General features: G+C 71.7%; 11 protein-coding genes. 6 read left to right on the forward strand and 5 right to left on the reverse strand.

Going from position 1 to position 12,037, the window contains the following annotated elements:
- The first annotated feature begins 45 nt into the window (after positions 1-45).
- Positions 46-1,593, forward strand: a complete 1,548-nt coding sequence (locus AC0AIB_RS12650; RefSeq protein ID WP_328345916.1) for an endo-1,4-beta-xylanase — start codon at positions 46-48, stop codon at positions 1,591-1,593.
- Between the two features lie 248 nt (positions 1,594-1,841).
- On the forward strand, positions 1,842-2,537 hold the full coding sequence (locus AC0AIB_RS12655; RefSeq protein ID WP_328345918.1) for a FadR/GntR family transcriptional regulator: 696 nt from the start codon (positions 1,842-1,844) through the stop codon (positions 2,535-2,537).
- 18 nt (positions 2,538-2,555) lie between these two features.
- Here AC0AIB_RS12655 and AC0AIB_RS12660 read toward each other — a convergent pair whose 3' ends face one another.
- From AC0AIB_RS12660 to AC0AIB_RS12680, 5 genes are all read right to left on the reverse strand, one after another.
- The gene (locus AC0AIB_RS12660) at positions 2,556-3,440 is read right to left on the reverse strand and encodes an amidohydrolase family protein (RefSeq protein ID WP_328345920.1); all 885 of its coding nucleotides are present in this window, start codon (positions 3,438-3,440) and stop codon (positions 2,556-2,558) included.
- Entirely contained in the window at positions 3,437-4,762 is a 1,326-nt protein-coding gene (locus tag AC0AIB_RS12665) for an enolase C-terminal domain-like protein (RefSeq protein WP_328345922.1), read from the reverse strand. Before AC0AIB_RS12665 ends, AC0AIB_RS12660 begins: the two co-directional genes overlap by 4 nt.
- A 72-nt stretch (positions 4,763-4,834) precedes the next feature.
- Positions 4,835-5,884, reverse strand: a complete 1,050-nt coding sequence (locus AC0AIB_RS12670) for an ABC transporter permease (RefSeq protein ID WP_328345924.1) — start codon at positions 5,882-5,884, stop codon at positions 4,835-4,837.
- A complete protein-coding gene (locus AC0AIB_RS12675; RefSeq protein WP_328345926.1) occupies positions 5,877-7,418 on the reverse strand; it encodes a sugar ABC transporter ATP-binding protein in 1,542 nt (513 codons plus the stop codon). The genes AC0AIB_RS12670 and AC0AIB_RS12675 overlap by 8 nt, the downstream gene beginning before the upstream one ends.
- Positions 7,415-8,485: a sugar ABC transporter substrate-binding protein gene (locus AC0AIB_RS12680; protein WP_328345927.1), complete on the reverse strand. Its 1,071-nt coding sequence runs from the start codon at positions 8,483-8,485 to the stop codon at positions 7,415-7,417. Before AC0AIB_RS12680 ends, AC0AIB_RS12675 begins: the two co-directional genes overlap by 4 nt.
- Before the next feature lie 511 nt (positions 8,486-8,996).
- On the opposite strand from AC0AIB_RS12680, the gene AC0AIB_RS12685 reads away from it, so the two are divergent.
- From AC0AIB_RS12685 to AC0AIB_RS12700, 4 genes are read left to right on the forward strand one after another with little or no spacing between them, the layout of a single operon-like run.
- Positions 8,997-10,040 (forward strand): Rieske 2Fe-2S domain-containing protein, encoded by a 1,044-nt coding sequence (locus AC0AIB_RS12685; RefSeq protein ID WP_465096715.1) that lies wholly within the window; start codon positions 8,997-8,999, stop codon positions 10,038-10,040.
- Entirely contained in the window at positions 10,037-10,285 is a 249-nt protein-coding gene (locus AC0AIB_RS12690; protein ID WP_465096716.1) for a hypothetical protein, read from the forward strand. The genes AC0AIB_RS12685 and AC0AIB_RS12690 overlap by 4 nt, the downstream gene beginning before the upstream one ends.
- Positions 10,282-11,229 (forward strand): PDR/VanB family oxidoreductase, encoded by a 948-nt coding sequence (locus tag AC0AIB_RS12695; protein ID WP_328345933.1) that lies wholly within the window; start codon positions 10,282-10,284, stop codon positions 11,227-11,229. Before AC0AIB_RS12690 ends, AC0AIB_RS12695 begins: the two co-directional genes overlap by 4 nt.
- 54 nt (positions 11,230-11,283) lie before the next feature.
- The gene (locus AC0AIB_RS12700) at positions 11,284-12,012 is read left to right on the forward strand and encodes an IclR family transcriptional regulator (RefSeq protein ID WP_328345935.1); all 729 of its coding nucleotides are present in this window, start codon (positions 11,284-11,286) and stop codon (positions 12,010-12,012) included.
- Positions 12,013-12,037: the final 25 nt, after the last annotated feature.

Here is a 12,037-nt window from a genome sequence, read left to right on the forward strand (position 1 = left end):
GATGTATGTCTATCGATTGTTGGCGTCGTGCATCGAGGAGGACCTGTGAGCAACACCCTGAGGCAGCGGATGAAAGTCAGCAGGACGGCTTTGCCGATGGCGGTGTTGTTACTTGTCGGCGGTGGGGTGGCGGTCCAGTCCAGCAGCCCGGCCGCCGCAGCCGAGACCACGCTGCGCGCCGCGGCCGCCAAGGCCGGGCTGTTCTTCGGCACCGCCGCCTCGCCCAACCGGCTCTACCCGATCCTCGGTCAGGAATTCAGCCAGCTGACCCCCGAGAACGACATGAAGCCGGACCGGATCGCCACGTCGAGCGGTGGGCTACAGAACACCAGCGGCGCGGACCAGCTGGTCAACCACGCGCAGAGCAACAACATGGTGGTCCGGGGGCACACCCTGGTGTGGCACTCGCAGGCCGGCGCGCTCCAGGGCGCCAGCCAGGCGACGCTGAACACCTTCATCGGCAACGCCATCAACCGCTGGGGCAGCAAGATCGCCTACTGGGACGTGGTCAACGAGTCGCTGGAGGACAACAACACCGGCCGCCGCCGCAACCAGTGGCCGCACAGCATGAACCGGGACGCGAACGGTGACGGTGACTTCTTCGACGCCGGTGACACCGACGTCATCCGGGACTCGTTCATCCGGGCCAAGCAGGTAGTGCAGGCCGGCGGGTACTCCACCAAGCTCTGCATCAACGACTACGACGTCGAGGGCCTGACCGTCCAGGGCGGCGGCCCGAACCGCAAGGCCAACGCGCTGTACGACATCGTCCGCACCTACCGGCAGTACATCGACTGCGTCGGGTTCCAGTCGCACTTCAACGACAACCCGAACAGCATCATCACCAACGACCTGCAGGCCAACATCCAGCGCTTCGCCGACCTCGGCGTCGAGGTGCACCTCTCCGAGGTCGACATCGACGACGACCTGAGCAACAACGACATCGGCACCGGCCAGGCGGAGAACTACCGCAAGGTCGTCCGGGCCTGCCTGAACGTCGCCAAGTGCACAGGCATCACCGTCTGGGGCATCTCCGACAGCGAGTCGTGGCGCTCCTCGGAGCGGGGCCTGCTGTTCACCGGCGGCAACGGCAGCTACCAGAAGAAGGCCGCCTACCACGCGGTCCTCGACGAGCTGAACAAGGGCCGGGGCACCACCCCGCCCACGACCCCGCCGGTGACGACCGCCCCGCCGACGACCCCGCCGCCGACCACTGCGCCCCCGACGACTCCGCCGGTGACCACCCCGCCGCCGACCACGCCGCCGGTGACCACCGCCCCGCCGACCACGCCGCCGTCGACCGCCGGCTGCGCGGCCACGGTCTCGCTGAACTCGTGGACCGGTGGTTTCGTCGCCACCGTACGGGTCACCGCCGGCAGCGCACCGATCCGTGGCTGGAACGTCCAGCTCACCCTGCCGTCCGGTGCCACGGTGACCAGCGTCTGGAACGCCAACCGCACCGGCACCAGCGGCGCCGTGCAGTTCAGCAACGTCAACTACAACGGCGCGGTAAGCGCCGGTCAGTACACCGAGTTCGGCTTCCAGGGCACCGGTGCGGCCAGTGGCCTGACCCCGGTCTGCACCGCCTCCTGAGCCATCCCTGTCCTGGACGGGCGCGGGTCGTCCGTCCAGGACAGGGAGAGGCGGCCGGCGACGGCGGTCCGGCCCGGGATCCGAACGCCGGCCCCGTGGAACCGCGTCCGCCCTCCATCCGCCGGGGCGCCGATCGCCGTCGTCGTCAGCTCGGTTCACCTCTGGGGTCTCTATATTGGTGTGGCCTGCCGCAGCGGGTGGAACTGTCGTGAAAGAGGCGCGACGGGTCGGCCAGAGGGGGGACGTGGGTGGCACTGACCGACGACGCGATCGCGAAGATCCGGAGCATGATCTCCAGCGGTGAGCTGCCGCCGGGTGCGCGCCTCCCACCCGAGCCGCAGTTGGCCGTGCAGATGGGCCTGTCGCGCAGCGGCGTCCGGGAGGCGGTCAAGGTGCTCGAGTCGGCCCGGGTGCTCGACGTACGACGAGGCGACGGGACGTACGTCACCAGCCTCGCCCCCCGGTTGCTGCTGGAGGGCCTGGGTGTCGCGGTGGAACTGCTGCGCGACGACACCCTGCTGGAGGTGATGGAGGTGCGCCGGATGCTGGAGCCGATGGCGACCGGGCTGGCGGCACTGCGGATGACCGACGCCAGGCTCGACGAACTGCACCACATCCTGGCCGAGATGCGGGCGGCGGCCGACGACGCGGAGAAGCTGATCGGCTTCGACACCGCCTTCCACCACACCGTCGTCGCGACCACCGGCAACGAGACGCTCACCTCGCTGCTCGACGGGTTGTCCAGCCGGACGCTGCGGGCCCGGGTGTGGCGGGGGTTGATAGAGGGCAACTCGGCGCACCAGACGATCGACGAGCACCACGCGATCTACCTCGCGCTACGGTCACGCGACCAACTGCTCGCCCAGGCGAGCGCGCTGATCCACGTCAACACCTCCGAGGCGTGGCTGCGTACGGTGCTCGCCGCCAAGGCGGCCGATGCGTGAGCCCGACGGTGGCCGGGGTCATCCGGTCCGGGTCGGTGGCGGGAGCGGTGCGACCCGCCGGGCCAGGTCGTAGGTGCGTACGGCGGTGCCGGCGAAGATGTCCTGCCGGTCCCGCTCCGACAGGGGCGGCAGCGCCGCCGTCAACGCCCGGCACACTCCGGCGTAGTCCGACCTGAGCAGGCACACCGGCCAGTCCGAGCCGAACATCAGCCGGTCCGCGCCGAACTCCGCCACGGCCACCTCGACGAAGGGGCGGAGGTCCTCCGGTGACCAGGTCGGCCCGGCCTCGGTGACCAGACCGGACAGCTTGGCGGTGACGTTGGGGTTGGCGGCGAGCGCGGCCAGCGGACCGCGCCAGCCGTGCAGACCCGCCGTACCCTGGTCGATCCTGGGTTTGCCCAGGTGGTCGAGGACGAACCTGAGCTGCGGCACCGCCGCGGCCGCGCGGGCCGCCGCCGGTAGCTGGTCGGCGCGGATCACCAGGTCGAACGTGAGCCCGGCGGCGGCGATCTCGGCGAGACCACGACGCACGTCGGCCCGGTCGAGGTAGTCGGGATCCGCTTCCCCCTGCACCTGCGAACGCACCCCGGCCAGGAGGTCGCCGCCGCGCAGCCGGCGGTAGGCCGCGACGGTGGCGGGCACGTCGTCGGCCGCGACGTCGAGCCAGGCCACCACCGCGAGGATCGGCGCGGTGTCGGCGGCGTAGCCGAGGAACTCGGCGGCCTCGTCACTGTGGCAGCGACCCCCTTCCACAAGCACGGTGCCGGTCACCCCGGTCGCGGTGAGCTCGGCGGTCAGGTCCGCCGGGGTGAACGGCCGGCGGATCGTCGCCAGCTCGGGCGCGTCCAGCCAGGCGTATCCGCGTTCCGGGCGCCACAGGTGGTGGTGCGCGTCGATGATCATGCCGTCGGCGCTCCCGCCGTCGCCGGCGCGGAGGTCCACTGCGGACCGTCCGGGAAGCGGAAGGCGGCCAGCGAGGCCGGCAGGATCTCCGCGCTCATGCCCGGGGCGGTGGGAGTCAGGTACCGCCCGCCGGTGACCCGGGCCGGGTCGACGAAGTGCTCGTGCAGGTGGTCGACGTACTCGATGGCCCGGTCGTCGGTGCTGCCGCTGACCGCGACGAAGTCGAACATCGCCAGGTGCTGCACCAGCTCGCACAGCCCCACCCCGCCGGCGTGCGGGCAGACCGGCACCCCGAAGCGCGCGGCGAGCAGCAGGATCGCCAGGTTCTCGTTCACCCCGGCGACCCGGCAGGCGTCGATCTGCACCACGTCGACCGCCTCGGCCTGGAGCAGTTGTTTGAACATCACCGCGTTGTGCACGTGCTCGCCGGTGGCCACCCGGATCGGGTCGAGCGCCGTACGGACGGCGGCGTGCCCGAGCACGTCGTCGGGCGACGTCGGCTCCTCGATCCAGTACGGGTCGAACGCGGCGAGCTCGCGCATCCACCGGATCGCCTCGGGTACGCCCCAGATCTGGTTGGCGTCGACCGCGAGGCGGATCGCCGGCCCGACGGCTCGCCGGGCGATGCCCATCCGGCGTACGTCGTCGGCCAGGTTCCCGCCGACCTTGAGTTTGATCAGTCGATAGCCGTCCCGTACCGCCTCCACGCAGAGCCGGGCCAGCTTCTCGTCGTCGTAACCCAGCCAGCCCGGGGTCGTGGTGTACGCCGGATAACCCTCGGCCCGCAGCCGGCTCTCCCGTTCGGCCCGGCCGTCGGCCGCCCGGCGCAGCAGCGCGAGCGCGTCGTCCTCGGTGAGGGCGTCGCGCAGGTAGCGGAAGTCGACCTGGGCGACAAGCTGTTCCGGGGTGAGGTCGGCCAGCAGCTTCCACAGGGGTTTGCCGGCCCGTCGGGCGGCGAGGTCCCACACCGCGTTGACCAGGCCGCCGGCGGCCATGTGCACGACACCCTTCTCCGGGCCCAGCCAGCGGATCTGACTGTCGCCGACGAGTCGCCGCGCGAGGGCGCCCGGGTCGGCGGTCAGCTCGTCCACCGGCTGGCCGACCACCATCGCGGCGAGCGACCGGACGGCGGCGACCTGGATCTCGGTGCCGCGCCCCACGGTGAAGACCAGCCCGTGCCCCTCGGCGCCCGCCGAGGTCCGCACGACGACGTATGCGGCGGAGTAGTCGGGGAACGGGTTCATCGCGTCCGACCCGTCCCGGTGGACGGAGGTGGGGAAGCGTACGTCGATCGTCTCTACCGACGAGATGCGCTCAGTCAACGGAACTCCTGGGTTGGGGAACGGTTGGCGGTCTGCTGCCTGTCTCGTGGCGTGGCTCGTGCGGTCAGGCGTTCAGGTCTGAACCTTGCCGCCGGTGATCCGCGAGACCACCAGGGCGACCAGGATGACGGCGCCGTTGAGGAAGTTGGTCCACTGTGCGGGCACCCCGGCCAGGGTCAGCACGTTAATGATCATGAAGAGCAGCAGGACGCCGGTGAAGGCGCCGAAGACGCTGCCCCTGCCGCCGTTGAGGCTCACCCCGCCGATCACCGCCGCCGCGAAGACCTGGAAGATCGCCCCGTCGCCCTGGGCCGCCGGCACCGCCGCCAGCCGGCCGCTGATCAGCAGCCCGGCCAGGGCGGCGAGCACGCTGGCCACGACGAGCGCGATCCACAGCACCCGGTCGGTACGGATGCCCGCGGCGCGGGCCGCGTCGGCGTTGCCGCCGATGGCGTACAACGCCCGGCCCGCGCGGGTGTGGCCGAGGACCACGATCCCGGCGGCGAACAACAGCAGGGACACCCAGATCGAGGCCGGTATCCCGAACCAGCTGGTGGAGCCGAGATACGTCATCGACCCGGGCAGCGCGAAGAAGGTCTGTCCGCCGGAGATGCCGGTGAGCAGCCCCCGCAGGATGATCAGCATGCCCAACGTCACGATGAAGCCGTTGAGGCCGAACCGGACGATGAGCAGCCCGTTGAACGCCCCGACCAGGGCACCGACGAGCAGGACCACAGGCACCGCCCAGTCCTCCGGCAGCAGGCCGAGCCCCAGCCCCCGGGTGAGCGCGGGGTCGACGACGAGCCAGGCGGCGATGCCCGGCGCGAGCCCGAAGGTGGACTCCAACGACAGGTCCATCTTGCCGGTGATCAGCACGATGGTCTGGGCCAGCACCAGAATGGCGATCTCGGACATGCTCTGCAGCACGTTGACGATGTTGTCGGAACTCAGGAACACCGGGCTGATGACCCACCCGACGACCGCCACCGCGACGATCGCCGGCACCAGTGCCAGGTCGCGCAGCCGGGCGAGGGCCAGGCTCCGCGACGGTGCCGACGACGGCGGACGCGACGGTGGTGGCGCAGGAGCCGACGCCTTCCCGGTGGACAGCGTCTCAGACATGGTGGAGGTCCACCCCTTCCATCGCGGCTACCAGATCGTTGTCGCTCCAGCCGTGGGCCATCTCGCCGACCACCCGGCCCTGGAACATCACCAGCACGCGATCGCAGATCCGTAGGTCGTCGAGCTCGTCGGAGACCACCAGCACGGTGGCGCCCCGACGTCGCACGTCCTCGACGACACCGAGCAGGGTCTGCTTGGACCGCACGTCGACCCCGGCGGTGGGCGTGATCAGCACCAACAGCTGCGGATCGTTGGCCAACGCCCGGCCCATCACGACCTTCTGCTGGTTGCCGCCGGACAGCTCGGCGACCGGCACCTGTGGCCCGGACGCCTTGATCGTCAACTCGGCGATGGTGTCCCGGGCCAGTGCGTCCCGCCGGGCCGGCGAGATGAGGCCGTACCGCCCGACCCGGTCCGGCACGGTCATCGTGACGTTCTCCGCGATGGACAGCGACGGCACCAGACCCTCCCGGTGCCGGTCCTGCGGCACCAGACCGACGCCGGCGTCGAGGGCGTCGGGCACGCTGCCCGGCCGCAGCACCCGGCCGGCGAGGGTGACCGTCCCACCCGCGGGGCGGGCGAGACCGACGATCGCCTCGGCCACCTCGACCTTGCCGCTGCCACCGCCACCGGCGATGCCGACGACCTCGCCCGCCCTGGCCTCCATCGACAGTCCGGCGCCGGACGAGGTGACCAGGTCGCGCACCGACAGCAGCACCGGCGCGGCGGACGTCGGGGGTCGGTGGCCGGCCGCCGGCAGCGTCACGTCCTCCCCGGTCATCGCGGCGACCAACGCCTGCCGGTCCAACTCGGCGACCGGGGCGGTGACGACGTGCCGGGCGTCGCGGAAGACCGTGACCCGGTCGCAGAGTTCGTAGATCTCCTGGAGGTGGTGGCTGATGAACAGGAACGTCACGCCGTGCGCCCGCAGGTCCCGGATCCGGGTGAACAGGCGGTTGATGCCCGCCGCGTCGAGCTGGGCGGTCGGCTCGTCGAGGATGATGAACCGGGCACCGAAGGACAACGCGCGGGCGATCTCCACGAACTGCCGCTGCTCGACCGAGAGGGCGGAGGCCGGCTGGCGGACGTCGACGTCCACCGACCAGGTCGCCAGCAGCTGTTCCGCCTCCCGGCGCAGGCTCGACCAGCGGATCAGACCGCTGCGGGAGCGGGCGTGCCGGTTGAGGAACAGGTTCTCCGCCACCGTGAGGGTGGGGATGATCGTCGACTTCTGGTAGACGCACGCCACCCGCTGCCGCCACGCGTCGCGGTCGGCCAACGGCGGTGCCGGACGCCCGTCGAAGGCCACCGCGCCACCGTCGGCGGCCTGCAGCCCGGTCAGGATCCCCACCAGCGTCGACTTGCCGGCGCCGTTGCGCCCCACCAGGGCGTGCGTCTCACCGCGGTGGACCACGATCCCCGCCTCGGACAGGGCGAGGGTGGAACCGAACCGTTTGGTGATCTCCACGGCCTCGACGACCGGCGGGTGGGCGTCGACCGGCCCGCCGGTCGGGCGGTGCGCGGTGGCACTCATGCCTGACGGCCCCACAGCGACGTGTCGTCGAACTTCACAGTCGGCTGCCCCCCGACCGGTGCGCCGTCCAACGTCACGAGCGGTGCGGGGAGCTGGTCCTCGAGCAGGCCCTCGCGCACCTGGATGATGGTGCTGCCGTGCTCGGTGGGGCCGGGCTGGAAGGTCCTGCCCTCGATCGCCGCCTTGGCGTACTCCAGCCCGTACTTGGCGTAGAGGTCGGCGGGCTGGCTGACGGTGGCGTCGATCAGGCCGTCGCCGATGTTCTTCAGCTCCTCGGGGATGCCGTCGTTGGAGACGACGAAGACGTGCTTCGGGTCGGTCGGCGGCACCTGGAGGTCGCGCTGCTTGAGGATCTGCAGGGTGCCCGACAGGGCGAAGGAGGACTGCATGTAGATGCCCTTGACGTCCGGGTCGGAGGCGAAGCGGGTCTGAAGCTTCGACGCCGCCACGTCGGCCTTCCAGTCGGTCGCCTCCCCGAACACCTTGATGCCGGGGAACTCCTTGCCCATGCACTCGTGGAACGCCTCGGTGCGGTCCCGACCGTTGATCGAGTCCAGGCCGCCCTGGAGCATGACGACCTTGCCCCGGCCGCCGAGCTTGCTGCCCAGGAACTGGCACGCCTTGGTGCCGTAGGCGCGGTTGTCGGCGCGTACCACCATGAACACCTTTCCGGTGTCGGGGCGGGTGTCGATGGTGACCACCGGGATCTTGCGGCTCTCCAGTTGGCTCAGGGTCGGCGCGACGGCGGCGGTGTCCTGCGGGGCCATCACCACCCCCTTGACGCCCTGGCTCATGAAGGTCTGCGCGTTCGAGATGAGGTTCGCGATGTCGTTCTGCGAGTTGGTGGTCTTGAGGTCGACCCCCAACTCCTGGGCGGACTGCGGCACGTACTTGATGTAGGAGTTCCAGAAGTCGGTGTCCGAGCGCGGGTAGTCGACCCCGATGAGCGCCTTGCCGCCGCCCGAACCGGCCCCGTCGCCGCCCCGGTCGCCGCAGCCGGCGGTGAGGGTGGCGGTCGCGCCGAGCAGCAACGTCAACCCCGCGCTCAACAGCTGTCTGTGGTTCATGGGGACTCTCCGTTTCTCGGGGCGTGGTCCGGCACGCCTCCTGGGGCGGGGCGGTGCTGGTCGGCGTAGGGGTGCCCGCCTACCGGTCATACGTCAGACGTTAGAGTTTCCAGTGGTGGACGTCAATGCCTGAGATCCCCCTCGTGGGCAGGCTGCGCCGATTCGCACCGACCGGCAACGGCGGGCAGACGTCAGATCAATCCCCTATGGCGTCCGGCCTGCGGGGCGGCCGCAGGCACGCCGGGGGTACGCGACGGGGGTGCCCTGCGGTCAGCCCCGGCCGGGCTCCGGTCGGTCGTCGAAGGCCAGGGTCACCGTGCCGTCCGCTCATTCTGCCGGTCGGGCGCCGATCGTGGGGAACCCGCCGTGACCGCAGGCCTCGCCCGCCTCCCCGGGAATCCGGCCGACCCCGCCCCCGACTTCCACTCAGTGGAAGACCTCGTCCCGGTCACCGGGTGCCGCGCGCGATGATGCAGTGGCATCGACGTTCGTCGAGAAGGAGGTCGGTCGGATGGTGTTCGCCCGGGACCAGTGGTACGTGGCGGCCTACGGCGGTGAGGTCGGCCGGGGTCTGCTCGCCCGTACGGTGCTCGGTGAGCCACTGGTGCTCTACCGCACCGGGGCGGGGGAGGCGGTGGCGCTCGCCGACCGGTGCGTACACCGGCGCTACCCGTTGTCCGAGAGCCGGCTCGACGGCGACACGGTCGTCTGCGGCTACCACGGCTTCACCTACGACCCGACCGGCGCGTGTGTCTTCGTACCCGGTCAGCAGCGCATTCCGCGCACCGCGAGGGTCGCCTCCTATCCGGTGGTGGAGCAGGACTCCTTCGTCTGGGTCTGGATCGGCGACCGGGACCGGGCCGATCCGGCCGCGATTCCCCGTGCCCCGTGGCTTGCCGACCCCCGGTACGCGGTGGTGCGCGGGATGGCCCCGCTGGACGCGCGCTACGGCCTGCTGGTCGACAACCTGCTCGACCTGTCCCACGAGACCTACCTGCACGGTGGTTACATCGGCACGCCGGAGGTGGCGGACACCCCGATCACCACCGAGGTCGACGAGGACCGGGGCGTCGTCTACGTCAGCCGTCACATGGACGACGCCGAGTGCCCGCCGTTCTATGCCCACTCGACCGGGATCCAGGGCCGGATCACCAGGTGGCAGGACATCGAGTACCACCCGCCCTGCCTCTATCTCCTGCACAGCCGGATCGCGCCGCAGGGGGTGCCGCCGCCCGCCGAGGGCGAGGACAGCGACGCCTTCCACGCCGAGATCGTGTACGCGATCACCCCGTCGACCGCGCACACCACGTACGACTTCTGGGCGGTGGCACGCGACTTCGCCATCGACGACGAGTCGGTCAGCGAGTACCTGCACCAGAGCAACCACACAGTGGTCATGCAGGACGTGGCGGCGCTGAACATCCTGGAGCGGGTGATCGCCGCCGAGCCGGAGCGCTACCAGGAGTTGAGCATCAACATCGACACCGGTGGCCTGGCCGCCCGACGGCTGCTGGCCCGGATGGTCGGGTCGGGGACGGTGGGAGTGCCGCGGTGACCTCCCCTGTCCGCATGCTCACCGGAGAGCGGGTCCACCGGGTCCACTGGGTGCCGGGCACGGACACGCTGCGCGGGATCTGCCACTGCGGTGCCGAGCGGGCCGCCGACGAACCGGTCGAGTTGTGGGAGTGGCTGCTCGGCCACCCGCGGGGCCACCGGGTTCCGGCGCGGCCGGCGTCCGTACCACCGGCGCGGCCGGCGGCCACGGCATCCGTGCCAGGGCGGCCGGCGGTGCCGGCGTGACCGACCTGGCCGGGACGGAGCTGGTGGTCGTGGCCCGGGAGCGGGTGGCGGCGGAGGTGGTGGAGATCGGCCTGGGTCGTCCGGACGGCGGCGACCTGCCCGGGTGGACCCCGGGTGCGCACGTCGACCTGGAGTTGGGCCCGGGGCTGGTCCGCCAGTACTCCCTCTGCGGCGACCCGGGGGAGCGGTCGGTCCTGCGGATCGCGGTGCAACGCGAACCGGACGGGCGCGGCGGCTCCCGGCTGGCGCACGAGCGGCTCACCGTCGGCGGCGCCGTCCGGGTGCACGGTCCCCGCAACACCTTCCCGCTGGTCGCCGGCCCGTGCTACCTCTTCGTCGCCGGCGGCATCGGCATCACCCCGATCCGGCCGATGGTGGCCGCCGCCGACGCCGCGGGCGCCGACTGGCGACTGGTGTACGGCGGCCGCAGCCGCGCCGCCATGGCCTTCGCCACCGACCTGCGGGAGACCTACGGCGACCGGGTGAGCCTGCACCCGCAGGACGAGACCGGCCTGCTCGACCTGGTCACCGTGCTGGGTGGACCCGACACCGGCCTCGTCTACTGCTGCGGCCCGGAATCCCTGGTCCGGGCGGTGGAGGAGCACTGTCGGGACTGGCCGCCCGGCGGCCTGCACGTCGAGCGGTTCGCTCCACGCGACGACACCGGCGGGCCGGAGGCGGCGATCGAGGTCGAACTCGCGCTGTCCGGCAGGACGGTGACCGTGCCGGCGGGCACGTCGATCCTGCGGGCGGTGGAGCAGGCCGGCGTGGCGGTCCTCTCGTCCTGTCGGGAGGGCACCTGCGGCACCTGCGAGACCCCGGTGCTCGCCGGGGTGCCCGAGCACCGCGACAGCCTGCTCACCGCGCAGGAGCGGGCCGCCGGGGACACCATGCTGATCTGCGTCTCCCGGTCCCGTACGCCCCGGCTCGTCCTGGAGCTGTGAGCGGTCGGCGCGGGCGGGGAGGATGGTGGGGTGCGCGGGCAACCGGGACGGTCGGTGACGAGCCGGGTGTTGGCGCTGCTCGACGCGTTCAGCCCGGCCGACCCGGCGCTGACCCTGAGCGAGCTGGCCCGGCGGGCCGGGTTGCCGCTGTCCACCGTGCACCGGCGGGTCGCCGAACTGCTCGCGTGGGGGGCGCTGGAACGCGGCGACGACGGGCGGTACCGGATCGGCCTGCGGCTGTGGGAGGTCGGCTCGCTCGCGCCCCGGGGCCTGGGGCTGCGGGAGGTGGCCCTCCCGGTCATGGAGGACCTTTACGAGGTGACCCACGAGAACGTCCAGCTCGCCGTCCGGCAGGACCTCGAACTCGTCTTCATCGAACGGATCGCCGGGCGGCACGCCGTGCCGGTGCTCACCCGGGTGGGTGGCCGCTTCGCGTTGCACGCCACCGGCGTCGGACTGGTCCTGCTCGCCCACGCGCCCGTCGAGATCCAGCAACAGGTGCTGGCCGCGCCGCTGGAGCGGTACACCGCACTGACCGTCACCGACCCGGGGCGGCTGCGCCGCTGTCTCGCCGAGGTGCGCCGGGCCGGGTACGCGGTAAGCGACCGTCAGGTCACCATGGACGCCCTGTCGGTGGCCGCGCCGATCCGTGCACCGCAGGGCGTGGTGGCGGCGATCTCGTTGGTGGTCGCCCACGACCGGGCGGACCCGGTGGCGCTGGCGCCGCTGGTCCGGGCCGCCGGCCGGGTGCTCTCCCGGGCATTGGGCGGCGCACACCGGTGACCACCGGTCGGGTGCGGTCGCGGTG

This window comes from Micromonospora sp. DSM 43699, assembly GCF_055517075.1.